At 70.2% G+C, this 24,176-nt stretch carries 23 protein-coding genes; 10 read left to right on the top strand and 13 right to left on the bottom strand.

The features are described from left to right. The first annotated feature begins 124 nt into the window (after positions 1–124). Positions 125–1,423 (top strand): patatin-like phospholipase family protein, encoded by a 1,299-nt coding sequence (locus tag LPC10_RS20020; protein WP_231344018.1) that lies wholly within the window; start codon positions 125–127, stop codon positions 1,421–1,423. Positions 1,424–1,513: 90 nt separating this feature from the next. Here the strand turns inward: LPC10_RS20020 and LPC10_RS20015 are convergent, their stop codons facing one another. Both LPC10_RS20015 and LPC10_RS20010 read right to left on the bottom strand, forming a co-directional pair. After that, positions 1,514–2,047: a winged helix-turn-helix domain-containing protein gene (locus tag LPC10_RS20015; RefSeq protein ID WP_231344017.1), complete on the bottom strand. Its 534-nt coding sequence runs from the start codon at positions 2,045–2,047 to the stop codon at positions 1,514–1,516. 464 nt (positions 2,048–2,511) lie between these two features. Continuing rightward, entirely contained in the window at positions 2,512–3,609 is a 1,098-nt protein-coding gene (locus tag LPC10_RS20010) for a replication protein RepA (RefSeq protein WP_231344016.1), read from the bottom strand. Between the two features lie 761 nt (positions 3,610–4,370). Here LPC10_RS20010 and mazG point away from each other — a divergent pair. Further along, the gene (mazG, locus tag LPC10_RS20005; RefSeq protein ID WP_231344015.1) at positions 4,371–5,213 is read left to right on the top strand and encodes a nucleoside triphosphate pyrophosphohydrolase; all 843 of its coding nucleotides are present in this window, start codon (positions 4,371–4,373) and stop codon (positions 5,211–5,213) included. A gap of 120 nt (positions 5,214–5,333) precedes the next feature. On the opposite strand, the gene LPC10_RS20000 is transcribed toward mazG, so the two are convergent. From LPC10_RS20000 to LPC10_RS19980, 5 genes are all read right to left on the bottom strand, one after another. Next, on the bottom strand, positions 5,334–5,501 hold the full coding sequence (locus LPC10_RS20000; RefSeq protein ID WP_231344014.1) for a hypothetical protein: 168 nt from the start codon (positions 5,499–5,501) through the stop codon (positions 5,334–5,336). A gap of 112 nt (positions 5,502–5,613) precedes the next feature. After that, positions 5,614–6,036 carry a DoxX family protein gene (locus LPC10_RS19995; RefSeq protein WP_231344013.1) on the bottom strand — a complete coding sequence of 141 codons (423 nt, stop codon included), beginning with the start codon at positions 6,034–6,036 and terminating at the stop codon, positions 5,614–5,616. Positions 6,037–6,046: 10 nt separating this feature from the next. After that, positions 6,047–6,232, bottom strand: coding sequence for a hypothetical protein (locus LPC10_RS19990; RefSeq protein WP_108943043.1), 186 nt, complete (start codon positions 6,230–6,232; stop codon positions 6,047–6,049). 69 nt (positions 6,233–6,301) lie between these two features. Next, positions 6,302–7,648: a 30S ribosomal protein S12 methylthiotransferase RimO gene (gene rimO / locus LPC10_RS19985; protein ID WP_231344012.1), complete on the bottom strand. Its 1,347-nt coding sequence runs from the start codon at positions 7,646–7,648 to the stop codon at positions 6,302–6,304. Between the two features lie 119 nt (positions 7,649–7,767). After that, positions 7,768–7,941 carry a type II toxin-antitoxin system mRNA interferase toxin, RelE/StbE family gene (locus tag LPC10_RS19980; RefSeq protein WP_231347095.1) on the bottom strand — a complete coding sequence of 58 codons (174 nt, stop codon included), beginning with the start codon at positions 7,939–7,941 and terminating at the stop codon, positions 7,768–7,770. A 245-nt stretch (positions 7,942–8,186) separates the two neighbouring features. Between LPC10_RS19980 and pabB the strand changes: the two genes are divergently transcribed. From pabB to LPC10_RS19965, 3 genes are read left to right on the top strand one after another with little or no spacing between them, the layout of a single operon-like run. After that, complete coding sequence (gene pabB / locus LPC10_RS19975) at positions 8,187–9,608, top strand: aminodeoxychorismate synthase component I (RefSeq protein WP_231344011.1); 1,422 nt, start codon at positions 8,187–8,189, stop codon at positions 9,606–9,608. Then, a complete protein-coding gene (locus LPC10_RS19970; RefSeq protein ID WP_231344010.1) occupies positions 9,605–10,234 on the top strand; it encodes an aminodeoxychorismate/anthranilate synthase component II in 630 nt (209 codons plus the stop codon). The genes pabB and LPC10_RS19970 overlap by 4 nt, the downstream gene beginning before the upstream one ends. Further along, on the top strand, positions 10,221–11,078 hold the full coding sequence (locus tag LPC10_RS19965) for an aminotransferase class IV (protein WP_231344009.1): 858 nt from the start codon (positions 10,221–10,223) through the stop codon (positions 11,076–11,078). Before LPC10_RS19970 ends, LPC10_RS19965 begins: the two co-directional genes overlap by 14 nt. Before the next feature lie 18 nt (positions 11,079–11,096). Here the strand turns inward: LPC10_RS19965 and pncA are convergent, their stop codons facing one another. The 4 genes from pncA to LPC10_RS19945 form a co-directional block, all read right to left on the bottom strand. Next, positions 11,097–11,723, bottom strand: a complete 627-nt coding sequence (gene pncA, locus LPC10_RS19960; RefSeq protein ID WP_231344008.1) for a bifunctional nicotinamidase/pyrazinamidase — start codon at positions 11,721–11,723, stop codon at positions 11,097–11,099. Between the two features lie 83 nt (positions 11,724–11,806). Further along, positions 11,807–12,778: a quinone oxidoreductase gene (locus tag LPC10_RS19955; RefSeq protein WP_231344007.1), complete on the bottom strand. Its 972-nt coding sequence runs from the start codon at positions 12,776–12,778 to the stop codon at positions 11,807–11,809. A 179-nt stretch (positions 12,779–12,957) separates the two neighbouring features. Continuing rightward, positions 12,958–13,185 (bottom strand): hypothetical protein, encoded by a 228-nt coding sequence (locus tag LPC10_RS19950; RefSeq protein ID WP_108941653.1) that lies wholly within the window; start codon positions 13,183–13,185, stop codon positions 12,958–12,960. After that, positions 13,182–13,373: a hypothetical protein gene (locus LPC10_RS19945; protein WP_231344006.1), complete on the bottom strand. Its 192-nt coding sequence runs from the start codon at positions 13,371–13,373 to the stop codon at positions 13,182–13,184. Before LPC10_RS19945 ends, LPC10_RS19950 begins: the two co-directional genes overlap by 4 nt. 257 nt (positions 13,374–13,630) lie before the next feature. Here LPC10_RS19945 and LPC10_RS19940 point away from each other — a divergent pair, with 257 nt between their 5' ends. Next, a complete protein-coding gene (locus tag LPC10_RS19940) occupies positions 13,631–14,881 on the top strand; it encodes an FAD-dependent monooxygenase (protein ID WP_231344005.1) in 1,251 nt (416 codons plus the stop codon). Between the two features lie 46 nt (positions 14,882–14,927). Here LPC10_RS19940 and LPC10_RS19935 read toward each other — a convergent pair whose 3' ends face one another. Further along, positions 14,928–15,380, bottom strand: a complete 453-nt coding sequence (locus LPC10_RS19935) for a DUF488 family protein (protein ID WP_231344004.1) — start codon at positions 15,378–15,380, stop codon at positions 14,928–14,930. 198 nt (positions 15,381–15,578) lie between these two features. Between LPC10_RS19935 and LPC10_RS19930 the strand changes: the two genes are divergently transcribed. The 4 genes from LPC10_RS19930 to LPC10_RS19915 all read left to right on the top strand — a co-directional run bounded on the left by LPC10_RS19930 (position 15,579) and on the right by LPC10_RS19915 (position 20,971). Then, positions 15,579–16,430, top strand: coding sequence for a GH25 family lysozyme (locus LPC10_RS19930; RefSeq protein WP_133089292.1), 852 nt, complete (start codon positions 15,579–15,581; stop codon positions 16,428–16,430). A 278-nt stretch (positions 16,431–16,708) separates the two neighbouring features. Beyond that, entirely contained in the window at positions 16,709–17,470 is a 762-nt protein-coding gene (locus LPC10_RS19925) for a Crp/Fnr family transcriptional regulator (RefSeq protein ID WP_108941648.1), read from the top strand. 207 nt (positions 17,471–17,677) lie between these two features. Further along, positions 17,678–20,461, top strand: a complete 2,784-nt coding sequence (locus tag LPC10_RS19920) for a PAS domain S-box protein (protein WP_231344003.1) — start codon at positions 17,678–17,680, stop codon at positions 20,459–20,461. 117 nt (positions 20,462–20,578) lie between these two features. Further along, on the top strand, positions 20,579–20,971 hold the full coding sequence (locus LPC10_RS19915) for a response regulator (RefSeq protein WP_231344002.1): 393 nt from the start codon (positions 20,579–20,581) through the stop codon (positions 20,969–20,971). 10 nt (positions 20,972–20,981) lie between these two features. Here the strand turns inward: LPC10_RS19915 and LPC10_RS19910 are convergent, their stop codons facing one another. Continuing rightward, positions 20,982–24,128 (bottom strand): efflux RND transporter permease subunit, encoded by a 3,147-nt coding sequence (locus LPC10_RS19910; protein ID WP_231344001.1) that lies wholly within the window; start codon positions 24,126–24,128, stop codon positions 20,982–20,984. Positions 24,129–24,176 lie beyond the last annotated feature (48 nt).

Raw genomic sequence — 24,176 nt, 5'->3', positions numbered from 1 at the left:
CGGGAGACGGCAAAGCTTGTCCGGCGAAGCATTCGGCGCCGGGCCGGCCGGACGGAACGGACCGCCACGACCCGTGTTTTCCGGCCGAGGCGGGCTGTCGAACACCGTCGGGAGACGTGCGTCGATGCCGAAACAGTTCCATCAACCGACCCTGCCGCTCCGCCCGTGGCGGATCGGCCGGCCCCTGACCGGCGTCCTCGTCGCGCTGGCCCTGTCGCAGGGGGCGCTGGCCGCCCCGGCCGCGAAGAAATCGACCGACGAGCGGCCGGACTACACAGCCGCCCAAGCCGCGACCGCACGTCCCGAGGGCCTGCCGGCCTCGGTCAGGATCGCGGGGGACGACGTGCGCGCGTTCCAGTCCCTGATCGACGGGGCGGCGCGCGCTGCCGATCCCTGGCTCGTCCTCTCCGGGGGCGGGGAGAACGGCGCGTTTGCCGCCGGCCTGCTGTCCGGCTGGTCGGAGCGCGGCGACCGCCCCGAATTCGGCGTCGTCACCGGCGTCTCGACCGGCGCGCTGATCGCGCCCTTCGCCTTCGCGGCACCGACCCTCGGCCAGAAGGCCGACGCGGCGCTGCGCGAGAACTACACCGAGATCTCGGCCGCCGACGTGTTCGAGTTCGGCGGAACGCCCGATTCCCTGACCGACACGTGGCCGCTGAAAGAACGGATCGGGCGCGCGGTGACGCCGGCCCTGCTCAAGGCGGTGGCGGCCGAGCACGGCAAGGGCCGCCGCCTGCTGATCGCCACGACGCAGGTCGACAGCGAGCGGCCGGTGCTGTGGGACATGGGCGCGATTGCCCAGCGCAACGCCGAGACCGGCGACCCGCGGGCCCTGAGCCTGTTCCGCGCGATCGTGCTCGCCTCAACGGCGGTGCCCGGCGTCTTCCCGCCGGTGGCGATCCCCGCCGAGGCGAAGGATGGGGCCAAGGACGGCACCAAGACCAAGACGTTTGCGGAGCTGCACGACGACGGCGGGGCGATGGCCCCGTTCTACCTCGCGCCGGCCGCCGCCCTGGACGGGGAGGCGCGGCTGCGCCTGCCGACGCACCGGGTCTACCTGGTCGTCAACAACCGGCTCGAACCGGAATTCCAGATGGCCTCGCGCACCACCCTCTCGGTGCTCGGCCGCACCATGTCGGCGGCGATCAAGGCGCAGACCCGCGCGGCGCTCGCGCTCTCGAAGGGCTTTGCCGAGCGCACCGGCCTGGATCTCCGGATCGCCCTGATCGACGGGCGCTTCGCCAAGACCTCGGAGAAGCCGTTCGACCAGCCTTACATGAAGGCGCTGTTCGCCCACGGCGAGGCCCTGGCCCGCGACGGCAGCGCCTTCGCCCAGGCCCATCCGCCGGCCACGGCTCTCGGACTGGACCTGGACCGGCGGGAGGCCGCGGAATCGACCGGCTCCGTCACGGCCTCGCGCTGAGGACGCCCCCCACGAGAGAAGCGACGCGAAGAGGCGGCTCCCGAAGGAGCCGCCTCTTCGCGTTTCAGGGCCGCGGCGGACGAGAGAACCCTATCCTTCCTCCGCATCGGCCGGGGCGTAGACGGCCTCGCCCAACCGCTTGAGCGGGCCGCCGGGGCCGGAGCGCTTCCAGAGCCGGGTGTTGAGCGCCGCCACCGGATCCTGCCCCGGCAGGGAAAAGCCCTGCTCGGTGATCCGCGCCAGGATCTCGCTGGCATGCAGCGGACGACCCGCCTCCTCCAGGACGGCGAGGGCCGCCTCGATCACCGCCCGGCCGTAGCGGCGGGCGAGCACCGTCTCCGACAGGCCGGCCTCTCCCTTGTCCGGCGCGCTGAAAGCCGGCGCAGGCGGTTTCGCGCGCTCGGCCGCAGGCGGAGGAGCAGAGGCCGGTGCCTGAACCGGCTGCGGAGCGGGTTGCGGAACTGGGGCGGGCGCGTCCCCTCGCTCGTCCGGCGCGGGCGGGCCGCCGAGCCGGCGGCCGAGTTCGAGGTAGAGCAGGAGATCGGCGATCTGCCGCTCGATCGCGTCACGCTGCCGACGCAGCGCCTCCAGCCGCGCCAAAGCCTCAGCTTCCGACAGGACCATCCCGGCGTTCCCGCTCGCTCATTCCCAACAAGGGAAAACATTGGGAATAGAGCATGACATGGCCAGAACAGGAATGCGAGTTCTTTCTATTCCGTGCGGCTTCTTCCCTGGCGAGCCGGCGCGATGAAGCCGGCTTGCGCGGTTTTGGGAAAGCCCCCCGCGTCTGATGCCGAGGTGCCGAGCGGGCGCTTGGCGTCGACGCATCCCGGAACGGCTGATCCCACGGTCCTGCTGCGCCGACAGAAGCGTCGCGGCGTGCTTCGAGGCTGCGCCCCCAGCATCTCGGTCTGAGAAGCCTTCAGCGTGCCGGAACAGGCAGGCCGAACCGTCTCCGAGACGGAATGAACCGGTCTCTCGTCCCTAGGCCGGAAGTCTTGAGCCCCCTCATACGGGATATTCCGTGCAACTACGGGAGGCTGAGGAGAGAATAAGGAATATTCCAATCAGAAACTGCCAGCCCGTCCTCAGGCGCGGGCCGCTGTTGCCGTCGCGCGCGCGGAGCGGGCGGCCTTGGGCGGCACCAGGAGGCTGCCGGGATCGGCCGGGTGGAGCAGCATGCCGCCCTCGTCGAGGTCGATCCGCAGCCGCGGGAACACCTCCAGCAGGCCGGCGAGATCCGCCTTGAAGGCTTGGCGGAAGCTGCGCAGGCTGGCGTTCTCGGCGCCGAACTGGCGGTGCAGGTTGTCCCAGGTCAGCCGCAGGGGGCGCTGCAGGGCGCGCAGGCGATAGCCGGTCCAGAACAGCAGGTCGAGCTTGCGCGCCGAGCCGGAGAAGGCGCGCGCGGCGCGGATATCGACCGGCAGGGCGTGGCGGATCAGGCTGTCGTAGAAGTCCTGGTGGAACGAGACGGTGCGCTGCCAGACCAGGCCGTCCTCGCCCCGCCGCCAGAGTTCGAGCTGGCGGAAGGGGGGCACGTTGAGGGTCGAGGCCTGCCCCTCCCCGTCCCACAGGCCGAGCTGCATCGAGCAGGCGGCGAGCCGGTTGAGCTGTTCCTTGAAGGCGCCGATGGTGCCGCGCTCGCCGCCGGTGACGGCGAACCCCATCGCCTTCATGAAGCCGGAGAGGCTGTCGGCGACCTCAATGGTCGGGCTTCTCTGGCGCACCGCCTCGGTGCAGAGATGCAGGAGCACCAGCCGGGCCTTCGGGCCGTAGGGCAGGCCCTGCAGCTCCATCTCGCCGGTGACCGGGTTCTTGAGGCGCCCGGCCGAGAGGCTCAGCGAGTTGCGGCCGTATTCCCGCACGAAGTCGCGGGCGTCGCCGGGATCGCGGTAGGGCAGGCCGCACAGCGCCAGCACCGAGTGCAGGTGCTGGAGGTTTTCCGGGCCGGTGGGCTCGCTCTCGATCACCTCGCGCACGGCGTCGCGGCGGCGGCGGTCGCGGCCCATGGCCTCGCGGGCCTCGGCCTGCGCCCCCTCTTGCGCCCGGGCGGCGTCGCGCTCGCGCTGGCGGTACAGCAGGTGCTCGACGATCGGCGCGAACAGGAACCCGCCCCGCGCCGCCTCCAGCTCCGCCAGCAGATCCGGGTCGCGGATCGCGGCGATCTTGGCCTCAAGCCCCGACATGGCGCGCCCTCAAACCCTCCCGCTGCGTGTCACGTCGTGTTCGCCTTCCTCGCCTCCGGCTCCGGACGGAATCGTCGGAAGCACCCTCAGGGCCGCAACCGATCTGTCACGATTCGGCTCCGCGGAGTCCCGTGCCCTTTCGGAGTTTTCCCGGGAATCCACGCTTAGGGGCCAGAGTCCTGCACAGGCCCGTTGGCCCCGGCCGGCGGCGGTCCCGATTCCGGCCACGCAGAGTTCCATACGCAAGCCGGCCGCCCCGAATCCGCCCGCGCAGAGTTCGATACGCCCCCTGCCCGGCCCCTGGCCCCGGACTTGTCCCCGCTCTTCCCCGGCCAAACCGGTTTTGCACGCCGAATCCGGTACGGGCCCGCGCAGAATCCGATGCGGATGGCCTCGCCGAACGCGCAGAATCCGATGCAAGGCTCCGCAGAGTTCGATGCGGTCTCGCGCAGAGTTGGATGCGCAAAAGCCTCTTAAGCCACGGCTAGATCGAGGCTTTTTCGAACGCCCTATAACCTGCTGAACTGACTCCCTGAGAATCCTTAACAGATAGCTTTCCTAGGGAGGGTCGAGCTGCGTTCGCCAAACCGAACGATGGCTTTTTCGCTTCTTTTCAAAAGGAATAAAGGGAATTCTACACAGGCTATACCCTCCCCTGCCCACTCAGCGAGAGCGAACCGGCGCTGTGCCGTCGCCGCGAACGGTCTATGAGCGGTGGCTTGCCCGAAGGCGGGCTTGCGATGCGGGACGGGGCTCAGACGATGAACGAAGCGCCGATCGACAGGCTGCTGGCGCTGATGGCGCGCTTGCGCGATCCGGAACGGGGCTGCGCCTGGGACGTGGCGCAAAGCTACGAGACCATCGTCCCCTACACGATCGAGGAGGCCTACGAGGTCGCCGACGCGGTGGAACGCGGCGACCGGGGGGATCTGCGCGACGAACTCGGCGACCTGCTGCTCCAAGTCGTGTTCCAGGCGCGGATCGCCGAGGAGGAGGGCGCCTTCCGCTTCGACGACGTGGCCGAGGCGATCTGCGCCAAGCTGATCCGGCGTCACTCGCACGTCTTCGACGCGTCCGGGGCCTTCCTGCCGCCCGAGCGGCGCCTGACCGACCCGGCGGCGATCCAAGCGGCCTGGGAGACGATCAAGGCGCGGGAGCGCGCGGAGAAGGCGGCGGGTGGCCAGGAGGCTGGCAAAGCGGAGGCGGCAGGACCGCTCTCCGGCGTCTCCCGCGCCCTCCCCGCCCTCGCCCGGGCCGATCGGATCTCGAAACGCGCCGCCGGCGTCGGCTTCGACTGGCCGGACGCGGCCCAGGTCCTGGCCAAGGTGCGCGAGGAGACCGACGAGGTCGAGGAGAGCTTGGAGGAGGGCGATCCGGAGGCGGTGTTCGAGGAGATCGGCGACCTGTTGTTCTCGGTCGCCAACCTCGCCCGTCACGCCGGCGTCGATCCGGAGGAGGCTCTGCGCCGCGGCACCCTCAAGTTCGAGCGCCGCTTCACCGCCATGGCCGCCCGGCTCGCCGCCGAGGGGCAGGCCCTGGAAGACACCCCCCTCCCCGCGATGGAAGCGGCCTGGCAGGCGGTGAAGCGCGCCGAGAAGACGTGAGGCTCAACGTTCGAGGATCCCAAAGAGATCATCCCTTTGGCGGGGAGCCGGGGCAGAGCCCCGGCATTCTTCCAGGGCTCTGCCCTGGACCCGCGAAAGGACTTGTCCTTTCGAAACCTCTTACTTCGCGGTCCGCGGGTTGTCCTTGCGCGGCGGTTTGGGCGCCGGTGCCTTCGGCTTCAGGCGCTCCACGACCTGCTCCAGGGCGCGCTCGACCGCCGCCTGCTCCGGCGGCGCGGCACCGTCCTGCGGGCGATTCGTCGGGTTCGAGTCGCGGCTCTTCGGCATGGGCGCGAGCCTAGACAGGGTTACGGGGTGAAGACCACCGGTTGAGCCCATCCCGATACGCTGCCGACGCCGTTTTCCTCAGCGAAAAGCCTTGTGTCCTGTCGGGTTAATCTTAACGAGATACTCCGGTCTCGCCGGTCTTTCGTGCCGTGAAGGGCCAATCGACGGCGTGGACGGCGTAGAGCGCCCACCACACCAGCACCGGCTGAAGCGCCAGCCGAGGGCCGTGATACCACCACGTGTCGGGGATCGGCGGCACGGCGATGCCCTCCACCGCCTGCTTGATGTTGGCCGGGAACACGCAGACCGCGTAGAGCGCCAGCATGATGCCGGCCAAGCGCCGCAGGCGCGGCACGAACAGCGCCCCCGCGCCGGCGATCTCGCACAGCCCTGTGCCGATCACCACGAGGCGCGGCTGCGGCACCCAGTCCGGCATGATCGGCAGAAAGCGGTCTGTCGCCGCGAGGTGCACGACGCCGATGAAGCCGTAGAGGCCGGTCAGGCCGAGGCGCAACCAGAGGCGGTCGTCGCGCATCGCCGGTCCGTCAGGCGGACCGGTCGTCCCCGGAATCCGTCTTGCTCTCGCCCGACTTCGTATTGCCGCGCGCCGCTTCCTCGGCCTCGGTGCCAGCGCGCTCCATCGGGCCCTGTTGCGATTTCAACTGGCCCGTCGCCGGGTCCTTGGGCGAAACCGCGGCCCCGCTGCTCTGGTCGCGCTGCTCCTCGGCCATCCGTTCCTCGTCCGCTTCGGGTTTCGGTGACGGGGCAACGTTTCCGCGCGGGCGGTGGTTCGCCCTGCCCTATACCGCGATGCCGTGCAGGTCGTAGGCGTCGGCCCGCTCGATCTTCACGGTGACGATGTCGCCGGGCCGCACCGGGCGGCGCGAGGCGACGTGGACGCTGCCGTCGATCTCCGGCGCGTCGGCCTTGGAGCGGCCCCGCGCCACGCTCGGGCCGGCCTCGTCGATGATCACTTGGAGACGCTTGCCCACCTTCGCCCGCTGCAGGCGCAGCGAGACGTGGCTCTGCGCCTCCATGAAGCGGCGCTTGCGCTCAGCCTTCACCTCCGGCGGCACCAGCAGGCCGAGGTCGTTGGCGGGTGCGCCCTTCACCGGCTCGTACTCGAAGCAGCCGACGCGCTCGAGCTTGGCTTCGCGGATCCATTCGAGCAGTTCCTCGAACTCGGCCTCGGTCTCGCCGGGGAAGCCGACGATGAAGGTCGAGCGGATGGCGAGATCCGGGCAGATCTCGCGCCAGCGCCGGATGCGGTCGAGCTGCTTCTCCTGGTTGCCGGGCCGGCGCATCCGCTTGAGCACCGAGGGGCTCGCGTGCTGGAGCGGCATGTCGAGATAGGGAAGGATCTTGCCCTCGGCCATCAGCGGGATGACCTCGTCGACATGCGGGTAGGGGTAGACGTAGTGCAGCCGCACCCAGGCCCCGAGCTCGCCGAGTTCGGAAGCCAGGTCGTAGAAGCGGGCCCGCACCTCCCGGTCGCGCCACGGGCTCGTGGCGTAGCGGGTGTCGATGCCGTAGGCGGAGGTGTCCTGCGAGACGACCAGCAGCTCCTTCACCCCGGCTTTGACCAGCTTCTCGGCCTCGCGCAGCACGTCCCCCGCCGGGCGGCTGACGAGATCGCCGCGGAGCGACGGGATGATGCAGAAGGTGCAGCGGTTGTTGCAGCCCTCGGAGATCTTCAGATAGGCGTAGTGGCGCGGGGTGAGCTTGACCCCCTGCGGCGGGATCAGGTCGAGGAACGGGTCGTGGGCGGGCGGCACCGCCTCGTGCACGGCGGCGACCACCGACTCGTAGGCCTGCGGGCCGGTGACGGCGAGCAGGTTCGGATACTTTTCGCGAATCTCGTCGGGCTGCGCGCCCATGCAGCCGGTCACGATCACCCGGCCGTTCTCGGCCATGGCGTCGCCGATCGCCTGGAGCGATTCCGCCTTGGCCGAATCGAGGAAGCCGCAGGTGTTGACGATGACCACGTCCGCCCCGTCGTGGCGGCGCGACAGCTCGTAGCCCTCGGCGCGCAGATGGGTGAGGATGCGCTCGGAATCGACGAGCGCCTTGGGGCAGCCCAGCGACACGAAGGAGATCCGCGGCGCGGCGGCGCCCTTGGTGTCCGAGGGGGAGGCGGTTGCGGTCATGACGGCTCGTTGGGGGCGGCGCTTCCGGATCGGAAGCCCGCGCGTCCTGCATCGATGGCGATGGATGCGCCGATATAACGGCATTGGGGCGCGGTTGCGAGCGTGGCCGGTGGGGATTGTCAGAAGCCCAGTTCGGCATGCGAGCCGAGGCGCACCCGTTGGAGCGTGCCAGCCCCGTCGAGACGATAGATCAGCACCAGGTCGGGCTTAACTTGGCAGTCGCGATGGTCGGCCCATTTGCCGGTCAGAGCATGATCGCGCAGACGCGCGGCGAGAGGGCGATCCGCGGCCAGCTGTTCGAGTCCGGGCTTCTCGGCCGGCTCGGAGCGTTCGGCATCGACCTGCCGCTCGACATCTCTTCCGGAGCGGATACGTAGAACGCTTCCAGAGCGAGAGATACCTGTTTCATCAGCGATTTGAGCGCGAATCCTGAGGAATCGGTTGAACAAAACTGCGGCCGTTGCGCATACCTCTCCCGCGAGCCCGGAAGGTGGGGGCGATTGACGGACGGCCGCCCTACGCCCTTGGGTAAGTCCAAATGAGCGCCGCACGAGGCAAGACGGCCGAACCCATGGTCTGGACCCGCGAGATCCCCTTCATCGACCCGGTCGCGGCCGCGGCGCGGCTCGCCCGGCTGCCCGGGCTCGCCTTCCTCGACAGCGCCATGCGGCACGACACGCTGGGCCGCGTCTCGGTGCTGGCCGCCGACCCGTTCGGGCGCTTCCGCTATCGCGACGGCCGCGCCACGCTCGACGGGCGCGCGGTGCCCGGACGGTCGCTAGAGGCGCTGCGGGCCTGCCTCGCACCCTACCGTCTGGCGCCGCAGGCCGAGCTGCCGGCCTTTCCGGGGGCGGCGATCGGGTACTTCGCCTACGATCTCGGGGCGAGCCTGGAGCGGGTCGATCCTCCGGCGCGCCGCGCGGGGCTGACCGACGATATCGCCTTCAACCTCTACGACACGCTGCTCGCCGTCGATCACGGGCGGAGAACCTGCCTGCTGATCGCCACCGGCTTCCCGGAGACCGACCCCGCCGCGCGCGCGCGGCGGGCCGGAGAGCGGCTCGATGCCTTCGCCGCCCGGCTCGCGGAACCGTCGGAAACGCTGCCGAAATGGGCCGGCGCCCAGCTTGCGTGGCGCTCGAACTTCTCTCGGCAAAGCTATGAAGATGCTGTCGAAAAAGTCCGACACTATATCCGCGCCGGCGACATCTATCAGGCCAACATCGCCCAGCGCTTCTCCGCTGACCTGCCGCCCGGCTTCGACGCCTTCGCCTTCTACCGGCGGCTTCGCGAGACCAATCCGGCGACCTTCGGGGCCTATCTCGACCTCGATGGCCTGACGGTGGCCTCCTCCTCGCCCGAACGCTTCCTCAAGTTGGACGGGCGGGCGGTTGAGACCCGGCCGATTAAGGGCACGGTGGCCCGCGATTCCGATCCCGCCCGCGACGCCGAGATCGCTGCCGCCCTCCAGGCCAATCCGAAGGAGCGGGCCGAGAACATCATGATCGTCGATCTGCTCCGCAACGACCTGTCGCGGGTGTGCGAGCCCGGCAGCGTGCGGGTGCCGACTCTGTGCGGGGTGGAATCCTATGCCGGCATCCACCATCTCGTGTCGGTGGTGACGGGCACGCTCCGCGAAGACGCGGACGCCCTCGACCTCATCGAGAAAACCTTTCCCGGCGGTTCGATCACCGGCGCGCCGAAGCTCAGGGCCATGGACATCATCACCGAGATCGAAGGAGACGCGCGCGAGCTCTATTGCGGGGCGATCGGCGCGCTCGGCTTCGACGGATCGCTCGACACCTCGATCGCGATCCGCACCGTTGTCATGGCGCGGGGGCAGGCCGTGCTCCAGGCCGGCGGCGGCGTGACGCTGCTCTCCGAGCCCGGCCCCGAATACGAGGAAACGCTGACCAAGGCGGCCCGCGTCTTCGCGGCGTTCGAGGAGGAGGCGCCATGATCCTCGTCGTCGACAACTACGATTCCTTCGTCTTCAACGTGGTGCGCTACTTCGAGGAGCTGGGCGAGACCGTCGAGGTCGTGCGCAACGACGCGCTCGATGTCGCCGGCATCCGTGCCCGCAACCCCGAGGCGGTGGTGATCTCGCCCGGCCCCTGCACCCCGGCAGAGGCCGGCGTCAGCCTGCCGGCGATCCGCGAACTCTCCGGCGCGGTGCCGATTCTCGGCGTCTGCCTCGGGCATCAGGCGATCGGCGCGGCCTTCGGCGGCCGGGTCGAGCGGGCGGGGCGCCCGCTGCACGGCCACGCCACCCCGATCCGCCACGGGGGCGAGCGGCTGTTCGAGGGGCTGCCGCAGCCGATGCAGGTCGGCCGCTACCATTCGCTGATCGTGGCGCCGACGCCGGAGATGGAGCGCCACCTCACCGTCGATGCCGCCTCGGGGGAGGGCGAGGTGATGGCGCTGTCGCACCGGACCCATCCGACCTGGGGCATCCAGTTCCACCCGGAATCGGTACTGACCGAGAACGGCCACGCGTTGTTCGCCAACTTCCTGAAGGGCGCCCGCGCGTGGCGGGCGGCGGGCGCGCCGGAGCGGACGGACAGGCTCGCCGATGCTGTGGTCTGACGGACGGCTGGTCGAGGGCGGCACCCTGCCCTTCGCCATGGCCGACCGCGGCCTGCTGCTCGGCGACGGCGTGTTCGACACCGCCCTCGCGGTTCAGGGCCGGGTCGCGTTCGAGGCCGCCCATGTCGACCGTCTCACCGCCGCCGCGGCGGCGCTCGGCTTCTCCGCCGAGCGGGAGCGGATCTGCGAGGCGATGCGGGCGCTCGCCGGCACCGCGCCGCTCGCGGCGATCCGCACCACGCTGACCCGCGGCCCCGGCCCGCGCGGACTCGCCCCGCCGCCCGAGCCGGCGCCGTTCCTGTTCGGCAGCGCCGCGCCCGCCCGCGCCGCCCTTTTCTTCGCGCCCCTGCGGCTGGCGCTCACACGAACCGCCCGCAACGACACCTCGCCGACCGCGCGCCTCAAGACGCTCGGCTATCTCGACGCGGTGCTCGCCGCCCGCGACGCGCAGGCGCAGGGCTTCGACGAGGCCCTGTTCCTCAACACCCGTGGCCGCGTAGCCTGCGCCGGCACCGGCAACCTTTTTGCGATTTTGGCGGGGACGCTCGTCACCCCGCCGCTGGAGGAGGGCGTGTTGCCCGGCATCGTCCGGGGCGAGCTTCTCGACCGAATCGCGCCGAGCCTCGGCATCGCGGTCGAGGAGCGCCCTCTCCTGCCCTCCGATCTGGAGGCCGCCGAGGCCCTGTTCGTCACCAACTCGCTGCGCCTGCTCGCGCCCGTGGCGGCGCTCGGTGCGCGGGACTACGACAGTGCCGGGCACTCGGCTGTCCGGCGTCTGTGCGCGGCCCTGCGGGCGGCGGTCGCGACGGAATGCGGGGTCGGGCTGGACGCGCTCGACCCGTGATCCGGTAATCCTGGGATTTCAGGCAAGCGCATCGCTGCCCACGCGACCGACCCCTGCCCGCTCCATCGCCTCCCAGGCCCGCGCCAGCGAGCCGTCGAGATCGATGCCGCGCACGGCATCCTCGACCACGATCACCTCGAACCCGGCGGCGCGGGCATCCAGCGCGCTCCAGAGCACGCAGAAATCGGTGGCGAGTCCGGCGAGGAACAGGCGGGCCAGACCGCGCTCGGTGAGGTAGCCGGTCAGTCCGGTGCGGGTCCGGCGGTCGGCCTCCATGAAGGCCGAGTAGCTGTCGATGCCGGGGTGGTACCCTTTGCGGATCACCAGTTCGGCCCGCTCCGTCCTCAGTTCGGCGGCCAGCGCGGCCCCGCGCGTGCCCTGCACGCAGTGCTCCGGCCAGAGCACCTGCGTGCCGTAATGCAGGTCCGTTGTGTCGAAGGGCGCCTTACCCGGATGGGTCGCGTGGAAGGAGGCGTGGCCGGGCGGGTGCCAGTCCTGGGTGAGGATGACGTGGGGCAGGCGCGCCGCCACCCGGTTGATCGGCGCGATCACCGCATCGCCCTCGGGTACCGCCAGTGCCCCGCCGGGCAGGAAATCGTTCTGCACGTCGATGACGAGCAGAACGTCATGGTCGGTCAGTTTCATCGCCAGGTCCGAGGGTTCCGAGGGACAAGTCCCTCGGCGGGTCCGGGCAGAGCCCGGAATCCTTTGATCCTATGAGCGGTGGATCACGGCGTCATCACCGTCGTGCCGGTGGTCTGCCGCCCGGCGAGGTCGCGGTGGACCTGGCCCGCGTCGGCAAGCTTGGCCCGGGCGTGGATCGGGATCTTCACCGCGCCGCTCGCGACCACCTCGAACAGCTCGGCGGCGTTGGCGTCGAGGCTCTCGCGGGTGGCGATGTGGGTGAACAGCGTGGGCCGCGTGGCGTAGAGCGAGCCCTTGGCGGCGAGGATGCCGATATCGAAGGCGTCGATCGGCCCGGAGGACGAGCCGAAGCTCGCGAAGATGCCGAAGGGCTGCAGGCAATCGAGGGAGGCGGGGAAGGTCGCCTTGCCGACGCCGTCATAGACCACCGGCACGCCCTTGCCGCGGGTGATCTCCTTCACCCGGGCGGCGAAATCCTCGTCGCGGTAGAGGATGATGTGGTCGCAGCCGTGTTCGCGGGCCAGTTCCGCTTTCTCCTGCGAGCCGACGGTGCCGATCACCGTGGCGCCGAGATGCTTGGCCCATTGCGTGGCGATGAGCCCGACGCCGCCCGCGGCGGCGTGGAACAGGATCGTGTCACCGGGCTGCACCCGGTAGGTCCGGCGCAGCAGGTACTGCGCGGTGAGACCCTTCAGCATCATCGCCGCGGCGGTCTCGTCGGAAATCGAATCCGGCACGTGGACGACGCCCTTGGTGTCGACCACCACCTCCTCGGCATAGGTGCCGACGGCACCCGCATAGGCGACGCGCTCACCGAGGCGGAAATCGGTCACGCCCTCGCCGAGCGCATCGACCACGCCCGCGCCCTCCTTGCCGAGGGTGAAAGGGAGCGAGGGCGCCTTGTAGGCACCGGAGCGGAAGTAGATGTCGATGAAGTTGACGCCGATGGCGGTTTGGCGGACGCGGATCTGGCCCGGCCCCGGTTCGGGCGAGGGCACGTCCTCGTAGACCATTGCCTCCGGCCCACCGTAGGCGTGCACCCGGATCGCCTTCATCGCGTTCTCCCGCGTTCTTTCAGTCTCGAATACGGGGCGAGATATCGGTCCGGCGGAGCGAAGCAAGGGGCCTGTGCCGCCGCTTTGCGCTTATGCCCGAAGCGCACCGGCCGGGTGCAGGGACAATGATGCGGAACTTGTCTCGGAACAGCTTCGGAGCGGGGACCGGGCGAGGGCCGCTATCCCTCTCGAACCGCGACCTGCATGCCCATGCCCGACAAGCAGCGCTCGATGCGCTCCGTGAGTTCGGGCGTCAGCTCACGCACGTGGACGTGCAGGGTGCCGGTATCCTCCGGGCGCACGGTGACCCGGTAGCGCAAACCCTCGGCCTCCATCTGGCGCAGCAGGTTGCCGCTCGCCGTCGTCATCGCGGTGATATGCTGCTCGACCAGTTCCGGCTTCATCATCCGCGGCCATCCCGCCCGCCGTTGCGCCCGGATGCGCAGACGCTCTCGCCCTCCTCGCGCGGCCGGACGTTCTGGACCGGCGGGAACAGACGCTCGAGCCCGCGCGCGACGCCTGAGAGGACAGGATCGAAGCCCGATCCGAGCCGTGTCCGGCCGGTCTCCGGCTGCGAGGTGATGAATGGCTTCATGAAACGCCCCCTCAGACGTCAATGATCGTTGCGGCAAAGGAGCGTGCGGCGAGAGCGCGCACTTCCCTCAACATAGGTTGGCAATGCAGCGCGCCGGATTTGGTTCATTTCGATTCGATCCGGTCGCACTCAGCCACCGGCCGCGCGCGGATCCTTCCGCCGCACTTGACCCCGCGGCCGCCGCGCCTCTGTAGGAAGTCGGCCTTCGGTCTTCGCCCGGAGCGTACGTCAATGGGCATCTCAAGGAGTCTTCCGTCGTGACGGTCCCGGTGCTGACCTCCGTGCAGACCTCCCCCGCCCGCCCCTCCCCGGCCGCGCCGCCGCGCTTCGCCGTGGCGGTGGTGGGGGCCGGAGCGGCGGGGCTCGCCGCCGCCCTGGCGCTGGCCCGCGACGGGGTGGAGACCGCCCTCGTCGGGCGTCACGCTCCGGTGGCGGATGGGCGCACCGTGGCCTTGCTCGACGGCTCGGTGCGCTTCCTGACGGCGCTCGGCGCCTGGTCGGAGATCGCGCCGCATGCGAGCCCACTCGCCGAACTCCAGATCGTCGACGACACCGGCAGCCTGTTCCGCCCGCCGCCCGCCCGCTTCTCGGCCGCCGAAATCGGCCTCGACGCCTTCGGCTGGAACGTCGAGAGCGCCCGCCTCGTCGAGACCCTGCGGAGTCAGGCCCGCACCACACCGGGCCTGACCCTGTTTGAGGCGGATTCGGCCGGGATGCGCCTCGCCGACGGCGCGGCCGTGCTGGACCTGGAGGACGGGCGCGCGCTCTCGGCCCAGCTCGTCGTCGGCGCCGATGGCGGCCGCTCACCGCTGCGGGCGGCCTCTGCCTTGCGCACCCGCGAATGGTCCTATCCGCAGGCGGCGCTCACCACGCTGCTGGCCCATGACCGGCCCCACCGCGACATCTCCACCGAGTTCCACACCCGCAACGGGCCCTTCACCCTGGTGCCGCTGCCCGGCGGCCACCGCTCCAGCCTCGTCTGGGTCACGGCGGAACGGGCAGCCCAACGGCTCTCGGGGCTCGACGATGCCGATCTCGCCGCGGCGGTGGAGCATCAGGCCCGCTCGATGCTCGGCGCGATGCGGATCGACGGCCCGCGCGGGCTCGTGCCGATGCGCGGCCTCTCGGTGGAGCGGCCGGTCACTGAGCGCCTCGCCCTGATCGGCGAGGCCGCCCACGTCTTCCCGCCGATCGGGGCGCAGGGGCTCAATCTCGGCCTGCGCGACGCGGCGGCCCTGCGTGACGCGGTGTTCTCCGCCCGCGAGGCGAACCGCGATCCAGGGGCGCCGGCCTCGCTCGCGGGGTTCGGACGGGCGCGGGGCATCGATGCGCGCCTGCGCGGGGCGGCGGTGGACATGCTCAACCGCTCGCTGCTCACCAGCCTGCTGCCGGTCGATGCCCTGCGGGGCCTCGGCCTCGTCGCACTGAGCGCGATCCCGCCCTTGCGGCGCATGGTGATGCGCGAGGGGGTGCAGCCGCGCCTCGGCGCCCCGAGCCTGATGCGCTGAATTTTTTGGGACTTCGACCTGTGGTCTCGGAACGCGCTCGGCAAAATTACAGAAGATCGCCGTAGAGATCGACCGTGTCGAAGCCGCGCGGGGCCAGCCGCTCGGCCAGCACCCGGCGGTGGCAGCGGGCGGGGTCGCGCTCGAAGCAGAGCAAGCAGACGGGGCGCTCGGCGGCCAGTTCCGCCAGGGCGTCGAGGGCCAATCCCCCGTCGGCGGTGTCGAGCACGTCCTCGCAATAGATCCGGCGCATCAGTCCGGCATCGTGGGCGCGGGCCGCCTCGCGGCCGGATTTGGGGGTGCCGAGACCCCGGAAATGCTCGTAGCCGAGCCCGGCCTCCGTGAGGCCCGCCTTCAGGGCGCCCTTCGAGAAGCCGCGCTTGCGCGAGTTGGCCACGGCCCGCACGTCGGCGAGCACGGCCACGTCCGCCGCCTTCAGGGCGGCGTGCAGGCGGTCCGGCGACAGGCCTTCGTATCCGATGGTGAACAGAGTCTTGCGCATCGAAGGGCTCAGGGAAAATTCAGGATCGGCAAGGTTTTAGATGGAGATGGCCCGGTTGCCGGCCAGCATCCGCGGCGCCTATGTGCCTGCGGCGCAACGCCTTCCGGAATTCCGCCGCAATGCCAGCAAAGTTCTGTTAACCGGATCAAGGGCATCGAATACCCATTGAAGTCGCACGCGAGAAGTGGCGGGCCGTCGATGTCGCTGGACACCGAAATTTCCTCGAGGCCCGCATCGGCTCCGCGCGGATGGCTCAAGCGCGGGCTCGCCGCGCTGCTGCTCTCCGGGCTCGCCGCCTGCGCAGCGCAGAACGACTTCTACCCCACCAAGGGCGACGTGAAGCCCCATCCCGGCGTGGCGCGGGCCAAGAGCCACCCGATCCAGGGCATCGACATCTCGAAATGGCAGGGGCCGATCAACTGGGCCTCGGTCAAGGCGGCCGGGACGCAGTTCGCCTTCATCAAGGCCACCGAGGGCGGCGACCACGTCGATGAGCGCTTCCGCGAGAACTGGGAGGGGGCGGGGCGGGCCGGCGTGCCGCGGGGCGCCTACCATTTCGTGTTCTGGTGCCGCTCGGCCGAGGACCAGATGGCGTGGTTCAAGCGCAACGTGCCGAACGATCCGACCGCCCTGCCCCCGGTGCTCGACGTGGAGTGGAACGGCCACTCGGCCAAGTGCCCGAAGAAGCTGCCCAAGGCCCAGGCGCTGGCGATGATCCGCTACATGCTGGACGAGATGGAGGCCTATACCGGCAAGCGGCCGATCATCTACACCGACATCACCTTCCACAAGGACGTGCTGGAAGACGAGCTGCCCGATTATCCCCACTGGGTCCGCTCGACCGCGGCCGAGCCCGAGCAGCGCTACGCCAACCGCAAGTGGATGCTCTGGCAGTTCACCTCGACCGGACGCGTGCCCGGCGTGCGCGGCGACGTCGACCGCAACGCCTTCTACGGCAGCCCGACCGAGTGGGCCTCGTTCCTCGCCACCGACTGCGACCCGCGCGAGCACCGGCGCCTGTCGAACCAGGGCCTCTGCACCGGCAAGTAGGCTGCGCCCGCGGCCGGCCGAGTGGACCAGCAAGGTGGCTTCCAAGTCGACCGGAACGGGCGGCCGACGCCGGCCCGTGTCGCACCGTCGGCGCCACAGGTAAGTGAAACCTATGTTATGTTGCCTCTTGGCACACCTGCGTAGAGCCGCAGGGCTCGACTTGGCCATCACCTGAATTTTTGGGGATTCAACGGTGGATATGTCTACTTGTAGACAGACTTCTGCCCAACCGTTGCGTTAGGAGCCCTGCCGGCGACCCTACGGACTTCGAGTTGTACATGCCTTCGGCCACAGAGCGCTGCTTCGAAGGCAATCTGCTCCTGAACTGTCTGAGCCCCGGGGATCGCGGCCTGCTTCTGCCGGACATGGAACGGCTGGAGTATCAGCGCGGCGAGACGCTGTTCGCCGCCGGTCGGGAGGTGGATTTCATCACCTTTCCCCTCGAACAGACCGTCGTCACCCTTCTGATCTCGATGATCGACGGGCGCAGCGCCGAGACGGCCACGATCGGCCGCGAAGGGGCGGTCGGGGGCGTGGTGAGCAACGGCGGATTGCCGGCCTCGACCCATGCGATGATCCAGATCGGCGGCCCGATTCTGCGGATGGAATCGATACGGCTGCAGGAGGCCAAGCGGCGCTCGGAATCGCTGCGCAACCTGTTCACCCGCTACTCCGACTGCCTGCTCGCGCAGGTGCTGCAATCGGTGGCCTGCAACGCCCTCCACCCGATCGAGGAGCGCTGCCTGCGCTGGCTCCTGACGCTTCAGGACCGGCTCGACAGCAATGTTCTGCCGATCACCCAGGAATCGCTGGCCGCGATGCTCGGCGTGCAGCGCACCTATCTCACCCGTATCCTGCGGATGCTGCAGCAGCAGGGATTGATCGAGGTCGGGCGCGGGCGGATCACCATCGTCAACCGGGCGGCGATCGAGGAGGTCGCCTGCGAGTGCCATGCCTGCGTCAAGCGCCATTACGAGACCGTGCTCGGCGCGGTCTACAGCCCGAGCGGGCGGCTCATCGCGATCGAGCCGCCCGAGTAGGATGCTCTCGGACTCGACCGGACACCTCGAATTTTCCATCGGGCGGCATGACGATCGCGGCCGACGTCTTGTGCCCGAAGCGTCGCCGATGCACCATCGCCGCCGTCCGGTCGGCCGGCCGCCGCAGGCGGCTTCGGAGGAAGGGCGCCGCGATCACCCGGCTTGCCGGGTTCGTCCTCGCTGGGTTCGTCCTTGCCGGGTCCGTCCATGAGCCGACCGCCCGACGATCTCGCGAGCCAAGGTGAGGCCGAGCGGCTGGCCGCGCTGGCCCGCTACGACATCCTCGATACGCCGGCCGAGGACGCGTTCGACGATGCCGTGGCGCTGGCCGCCCAGCTCTGTGCCGCGCCGACCGCCCTCGTCAGCCTGCTGACCGACGACCGGCAATGGTTCAAGGCGCGGCTCGGTTTCGCACCCGTCGAGACCGGGCTCGACCGCTCGATCTGCGTCCACGTGCTGGCCGGGCGCGACGTCCTGGTCATTCCCGACCTCGCCGCCGACCCGCGCACCCGCGCCAACCCGTTGGTCACCCGCGAACCGGGGATGCGCTTCTATGCCGGCGCCCCCCTGGTGACCCCGGAGAGGGTCGCGATCGGCACCCTGTGCGTGCTTGATACCCGGCCGCGGCCTGGGGGGCTGAGCGAGGCGCAGCGGGCGGGCCTCAGGGCGCTCGCCCGCACGGTGATGACGCAGCTCGAGCTGCGCCGGGGCATCGCGGCGCGCAGGATGGAGGCCGCGGCCCTGGCCGACAGCGAACTGCGCCTGCGGCTCGCGATCGAGGCGGCCGGGACCGGCATCTTCGACTACGACCTCGTGACGGGGATCCTCTCCTGGGACGGCCGCACCCGCGCCCTGTTCGGGGTCGGGCCGGATGAGGCCGTGAGCTACGCCGGCACCTTCCTGGCGCGTCTCCACCCCGAGGACCGGGCGCGCACCGACGCCGCCGTGCAGGCGGCCCTCGACCCCGCCGGGCCCGGCCTGTTCGACGCCACCTACCGCACGGTTGTGGGCGATGACGCGGGTGAGGTGATCGCCTGGGTCGCGGCCCGCGGCACCCTCGTCGTCGAACGGGACGGTGCGACCCGCCGGGCGCATCGGCTCGTCGGCACCGTGCGCGACGTGACCGCCGAGCGCACGGCGCAGGCGGCCATCGCCGCGACCGAGGAGCGCTACCGCCTCGTCACCCGCGCGACCAACGACGCGATCTGGGATTGGGACCTCGCCGCCGACCACGTGCTGTGGAACGAGGCCCTGCAGGCCGCCTATGGCTGGGCGCCGGAGGCGGTCGAGCCGACCGGCCGGTGGTGGCTCGACCATGTCCATCCCGAGGACCGCGCCGGCGTCGAGGCGGATATCCACCGCATCATCGCCGGCGAAGGGCACGACTGGCACCACGAATACCGGTTTCGCCGCGCCGACGGCTCCTACGCGGACGTGCTCGACCGCGGCTCGATGGTGCGCGGGCCCGGCGGCACGCCGCTGCGCATGATCGGCGCGATGCTGGACCTGACCGAGCGCAACCGCGTCGCCGCCCAGCTTCGGGCGGTGGTCGAGGGCGCCAATATCGGCATCGTGCAGATCGATCCGCGCACCATGGTCGCGCTGGAGGCCAACCCCAAGCTCTGCGCGATCTGGGCCGCGGAGGAATCCGACATCGTCGGACAATCCATGGTCAAGTGGACGCCGGAGGCGGATGCGGCGGAGCGCGATCACCTGCACCGCCGGCTCGCCGCGGGCGAGATCGTGCGCGAGACCCTGGAGAAGCGCTTCCGCCGTAAGGACGGACGCCTGATCTGGTGCCGGGTCAACATCGTCTCGCAGGTGCGCGGCGAGGCGATCCAGGCCACGGCGATGATCGAGGACATCTCCGCGGAGAAGGCGGCCGAGGCGCGCCAGACGGCGCTGATCGAACTGGGCGACGGATTGCGCGACGCCGCCGGGCCCGCCGAAATCCGCGCAATCGCGGCCGGAATTCTCGGCCGCACCCTCGCCCTCGCGGAGGCGGGCTGTACGGCCATCGAGGCCGCCGCCGACGGCCTCGCGATCGGGCGCGCGGAACCCGCGCCGTTTCCAGCCACCCTCGCGCGGTTGCGCCGCGGCGAGATCCTCACCGTGCCCGACCTTGCCGGCGACCCAAGCCTCGCGCCGGACGCGGCTGGCTTCGCGGCCATCGGCGTCCGCGCCCTACTCGGTGTGCCGCTGATGCGGCGGGGCGACCTCGTCGGCCTCGTCTACGCCCACGCCCCCGAGCCCCGGCCCTGGGAGCCGGGCGAGGTCTATTTCGTCCGCGAGGTGGCCGAGCGCGTCTCCGTGGCGCTCGCCCGCATCCAGGCCGAGGAGCAGCAGCGTTTCCTCAACCGCGAACTGAGCCATCGCCTGAAGAACACCCTGACCATGGCCCAGGCCATCGCCTCGCAGACCCTGCGCAACGTCAGCGACATCGCCGCCGCGAAGGAGGCGCTGGTGGCCCGGCTGGTGGCGCTCGGCAAGGCGCACGACATCCTGCTTTCGGGAGAGGGCGAGGGGGCGGCCCTGGAGGCAGTGATCGCCGGCGCGCTCGCGATCCACGACGACGGCGAGCCGGGCCGCATCCTCCTTGCCGGGCCGGCCCTCGAGGTCGGGCCGAAGGCCGCCCTGTCGCTGGCCCTGATGATCCACGAACTCGCCACCAATGCTGCCAAGTACGGCGCCTTCTCGGTTCCGGGCGGGCGCGTCGGCGTGGACTGGGCCGTCTCGCACGTGCGCTGGCTGGAGGAGAGCCGGGACGGCACGCGGGACGAGGCGCGGGCGGTCGAGCCGGTCGTGACGCTGACCTGGGCCGAGCGCGGCGGGCCGCCGGTCGCCGCCCCGACGCGCCAGGGCTTCGGTTCGCGCCTGATCGAGCGCGGCTTCTCCGGTGCCGTCGGCGGCGAGACCCAGATGATCTACGCGCGAGAGGGTGTGACCTGCCGGATCAGGGCGCCCCTGAAAGGTCTCCTCGAAAAAGAATAGCCCCAAAAGCGACGCCGCGGGGCAACGAACCGGGCCGCTCGCCGCTTGTCGGCAGGATGCCCGAGTACCGGCTTGGGCGCTTGCCTGGGTATTCGCCTGGGACCGTCGGGACGCTTCATGGATCTGCCCGCTCCCCCTGCCCCGCACGGCGATGGGCGGCCGCTGGCTCTCGTCGTGGAGAGCGAGACGGGGCCGCGCATCAAGACGGCGGACCGGCTGGCCGAGGCCGGCTTCGAGGTGCTGGAAGCCTGGAATGCGCAGAGCGCGCTCCTCCAGATCGAGCGCCATGCCGGGCTGCGCCTCGTCATCGTCGATGCCGACCCACCGGGGGCCGAGACCCGCTTCGCACTCATCCGTGAGATCGCCCGGCATCGGCCGGATCTGATCCTCATCGCCCTCTCGGCCGGCCTCTCCCCCGAACCCGGCGCGCTGCCCGAGGGCGCGCGCTTCGCCGCAAAGCCCCTCACGCCGACGCTCGCGCGGGAGGCGTTGGGGCAGCTCTCGGCGTGACCGGCGCTCCTCACGCCGTCGGCACCGCCTTGCCCTCCTCCCCGCTCGTGTCTTTCCCACTCTCCGGCTCACCGCGCAGACGCTCGGCGGCGACGTAGAAGACCGGGGTGACGAACAGGGTCAGGATCGTAGCCACCAGCAGGCCGCCGATCACCACCGTGCCCATGGAGAGCCGGGCATTCGCCCCCGCGCCGCTGGCGATGGCGAGCGGCACCGAACCGAGGATGAAGGCGAACGAGGTCATCAGGATCGGGCGCATGCGCATCCGCGTGGCGTGCCGGGCCGCCTCCAGAGCATCCTCTCCCTTGGCGCGCAGCTCCTCGGCGAAGGAGACGAGCAGGATCGAATTCTTGGCCGCCAGGCCGACGAGGAGGAGCAGGCCGATCTGGCCGAACACGTCGAGCGGCATGCCGCGGAGCGCGAGGAAGCCGACCGCTCCGAAGATGGCGAGCGGCGTGGCGAGCAGGATCACCAGCGGCAGGCGCAAACTCTCGTACTGCCCGGCCAGGAAGCAGAAGATCATGAACACGCCGAGCGCGAAGATCAGCGGCGCGACGTTGCCGGCGATCTTCTCCTGATAGGCGATCTCGGACCATTCGATGGAGGTGTTGCGCGGTAGATCCTCGGCCAATTCCTCGATCGCCGCGATCACCGTGCCGGAACTGGAGCCGGGGGCGACCGTCACCGCCACCTCGATCGCCGGATAGGTGTTGTAGGAGAGGACCGCCGTCGGCCCCGTGGTGAACTTCGCCTGCACCAGCGACCCGAGGCGCACCGGCTCCCCTTGCGCGTTGAGGACGGTGAGCGCCTCCAGATCCTGGAACAGGCGCCGCCCCGACGCGTCGCTCTGGACATAGACCTGGTAGACGAAGCCGAACCGGTTGAAGAGGTTGACGAAGCTCGACCCGACATAGGTGCCGAGCGCCTCGAACAGCCGCGCCAGCGGCACGCCGAGTTGCTCGGCCTTGGCCCGGTCGATGTCGAGGCGCAGTTGCGGCACGCCCCAATCGGTGGTCGGCGTCGCGCTCGACACGCCCGGCAGCGCTCGGATCTTCTCGATGAAGTCGGTCGCCGTCCGCGCCAGCCCGAGGCCGCCATTGCCGGAGCGGTCCTGGATCTCCAGCGTCAGCCCGCCGCGGGAGCCGAGTCCCGGCAGCGGCGAGGGGTTGGCGATGCGCACCTGCCCGTCGGGATCGTGCCGGAAGCGCTCCTCCATGTCGCGGATCAGGTCGTCGACCGTGGTCTTGCGCTCGTCCCACGGCTTCATCACCGGGATGTTGAAGCCGTAGAACGGGGCGACCGTATCGGCGAGGAAGGAGCGCCCGCTGACGCCGATGGTGTGATCGACGTCGTCGCGGGCGCGCAAGGCCTCGCCGAAGCGGGCATTCATCGCCTCCGTGCGCTGCACCGAGGCGCCCAGCGGCATCGCCACTTCCGCGTAGAGGTAGCCTTGGTCCTCGTCCGGCACGAAGCCGGTGGGGCGCTGCATCAGCAGCAGCAGGGTGGCGCCGGCAAACAGCGCGAAGGCGACGAGCGTCAGGACGACGTGGCGGGCGAGCCAGCCGATCGTGCGGGCGACGAAATCGGCGGAGCGCTCCAGGGCGACGTTGAACCAATCCAGCGGCTTGCGCCACCAGCGCGCCTTCTGGTGTTCATGAGGCTTCAGCAGCAGGCCGCACAGGGCCGGCGTCAGGGTCAGAGAGACGACCGCCGAGATCAGCACCGAGATGGCGATGGTGAGCGCGAACTGGTTGTAGAGCTGCCCCGTGAGGCCGGGGATGAAGGCCACCGGCACGAACAGGGCGGCGAGCACCAGCGTCGTCGCGATGACGGGGCCGCCGATCTCGTTGACCGCCTCGCGGGAGGCGGGCTTCGGCTCCATGCCCTCGGCCATCAGCCGCTCGGTGTTCTCGACGACGATGATCGCGTCGTCGACCACGAGCCCGACCGCGAGCACGAGGCCGAGCAGGCTCAGCGTGTTGAAGGAGAAGCCGAGTAGCGCCATCGGCCCGAAGGTGCCGATCAGCGCGATCGGCACGGCGATGGTCGGGATCAGGGTGGCGCGCCAGTTCTGCAGGAACAGGTAGGTGACGACCGTGACGATGAGGATCGCCTCGATCAGGGTCCGCACCACCTCGTAGATCGCCTCCTTCACGAACTCGGTGGAGTCGAGGGCGATGGTGTAGTGCAGGCCCGGCGGAAAGCGCTTGGCGAGATCCGCCATGGTCTCGCGCGTTCCGTTCATCACCTCGACCGCGTTGGCGTCGGGGTTCTGGAAGATGCCGAGCGTGGCGGAGGACTTGCCGTCGAAGTTCGAGGTGACGCCGTACTGCTCCGAGCCGAGCTCCACCCGCGCCACGTCCGAGACGCGCACCACTGAACCGTCGGGTTCGGCCCGCAGGACGATGTTTCCGAACTCCTCCGGCTTCATCAGCCGGCCCTTGGTGACGAGCTGCAACTCGAACGGCGTGGCGCGGCCCATCGGCAGCTTGCCGAGCGAGCCCGTCGTCACCTGCGCGTTCTGCGCCTGGACGGCCTGGAGCACCGTCTCGGTCGACAGGGAGAGCGCCTCCATCTTCGCCGGATCGAGCCAGATGCGCATGGCGTAGCGCATGTTGGAGAAGTTCAGGATGCGGCCCATGCCGGTGACCCGGCGCAGGGGCTTGATGACCTGGGTCTCGGCGTAGTTGGCCAGGAACAATTCGTCGAAGCCGGTGCCCTCATCGGCGTAGAGCACGACGTTGCCGAGCCGCTGGCGCGACGATTTCTGGATCTCCAGCCCCTGCGCCCGCACCGCCTCCGGCAGCTTCGCCTCGGCGCGGCTCGACCGGGTCAGCACCTCCGCCGCGGCGGCGTCGAGGTTCGAGCCGACCTCGAAAGTGGCGTCGATCGAGACGCTGCCATCGGTCGAGGAGGTCGACTGGATGTAGATCAGGTTGGGCGCGCCGTTGATCTCCTGCTCCAGCGGAATCGCGATCGACTCGTAGGCCTGCTGGGCCGAGGCGCCGGGATAGGTCGCCTGGATGTTGATGATGGGCGGGGCGATCTCAGGGTACTGCGCCACCGGCAGCGTCAGCCCGGCGACGAGGCCGATCACCGTGATGATGAGGGAGATCACGCCCGCGAGGATCGGCCGGTCGACGAACGTGGCGAACATTCGAGGGGCCGCCTCCGGAAATTCAACGGGGCCGTGAAGGACCCGCGT

Origin of the sequence: Methylorubrum sp. B1-46, assembly GCF_021117295.1 — a bacterium.
GTDB lineage: Bacteria > Pseudomonadota > Alphaproteobacteria > Rhizobiales > Beijerinckiaceae > Methylobacterium.
Note: the sequence above shows the minus strand (reverse complement) of the source record. Positions and strands in the feature narration are given on the sequence as shown.

Excerpts from the sequence above, each read along its gene's own strand:
- LPC10_RS20020 (WP_231344018.1), top strand. The coding sequence starts at position 125 with ATGCCGAAACAGTTCCATCAACCGACCCTGCCGCTCCGCCCGTGGCGG.
- LPC10_RS20015 (WP_231344017.1), bottom strand. The coding sequence starts at position 2,047 with ATGGTCCTGTCGGAAGCTGAGGCTTTGGCGCGGCTGGAGGCGCTGCGT.
- LPC10_RS20010 (WP_231344016.1), bottom strand. The coding sequence starts at position 3,609 with ATGTCGGGGCTTGAGGCCAAGATCGCCGCGATCCGCGACCCGGATCTG.
- mazG (WP_231344015.1), top strand. The coding sequence starts at position 4,371 with ATGAACGAAGCGCCGATCGACAGGCTGCTGGCGCTGATGGCGCGCTTG.
- LPC10_RS20000 (WP_231344014.1), bottom strand. The coding sequence starts at position 5,501 with ATGCCGAAGAGCCGCGACTCGAACCCGACGAATCGCCCGCAGGACGGT.
- LPC10_RS19995 (WP_231344013.1), bottom strand. The coding sequence starts at position 6,036 with ATGCGCGACGACCGCCTCTGGTTGCGCCTCGGCCTGACCGGCCTCTAC.
- LPC10_RS19990 (WP_108943043.1), bottom strand. The coding sequence starts at position 6,232 with ATGGCCGAGGAGCAGCGCGACCAGAGCAGCGGGGCCGCGGTTTCGCCC.
- rimO (WP_231344012.1), bottom strand. The coding sequence starts at position 7,648 with ATGACCGCAACCGCCTCCCCCTCGGACACCAAGGGCGCCGCCGCGCCG.
- pabB (WP_231344011.1), top strand. The coding sequence starts at position 8,187 with ATGAGCGCCGCACGAGGCAAGACGGCCGAACCCATGGTCTGGACCCGC.
- LPC10_RS19970 (WP_231344010.1), top strand. The coding sequence starts at position 9,605 with ATGATCCTCGTCGTCGACAACTACGATTCCTTCGTCTTCAACGTGGTG.
- LPC10_RS19965 (WP_231344009.1), top strand. The coding sequence starts at position 10,221 with ATGCTGTGGTCTGACGGACGGCTGGTCGAGGGCGGCACCCTGCCCTTC.
- pncA (WP_231344008.1), bottom strand. The coding sequence starts at position 11,723 with ATGAAACTGACCGACCATGACGTTCTGCTCGTCATCGACGTGCAGAAC.
- LPC10_RS19955 (WP_231344007.1), bottom strand. The coding sequence starts at position 12,778 with ATGAAGGCGATCCGGGTGCACGCCTACGGTGGGCCGGAGGCAATGGTC.
- LPC10_RS19950 (WP_108941653.1), bottom strand. The coding sequence starts at position 13,185 with ATGATGAAGCCGGAACTGGTCGAGCAGCATATCACCGCGATGACGACG.
- LPC10_RS19945 (WP_231344006.1), bottom strand. The coding sequence starts at position 13,373 with ATGAAGCCATTCATCACCTCGCAGCCGGAGACCGGCCGGACACGGCTC.
- LPC10_RS19935 (WP_231344004.1), bottom strand. The coding sequence starts at position 15,380 with ATGCGCAAGACTCTGTTCACCATCGGATACGAAGGCCTGTCGCCGGAC.
- LPC10_RS19930 (WP_133089292.1), top strand. The coding sequence starts at position 15,579 with ATGTCGCTGGACACCGAAATTTCCTCGAGGCCCGCATCGGCTCCGCGC.
- LPC10_RS19925 (WP_108941648.1), top strand. The coding sequence starts at position 16,709 with ATGCCTTCGGCCACAGAGCGCTGCTTCGAAGGCAATCTGCTCCTGAAC.
- LPC10_RS19920 (WP_231344003.1), top strand. The coding sequence starts at position 17,678 with ATGAGCCGACCGCCCGACGATCTCGCGAGCCAAGGTGAGGCCGAGCGG.
- LPC10_RS19915 (WP_231344002.1), top strand. The coding sequence starts at position 20,579 with ATGGATCTGCCCGCTCCCCCTGCCCCGCACGGCGATGGGCGGCCGCTG.
- LPC10_RS19910 (WP_231344001.1), bottom strand. The coding sequence starts at position 24,128 with ATGTTCGCCACGTTCGTCGACCGGCCGATCCTCGCGGGCGTGATCTCC.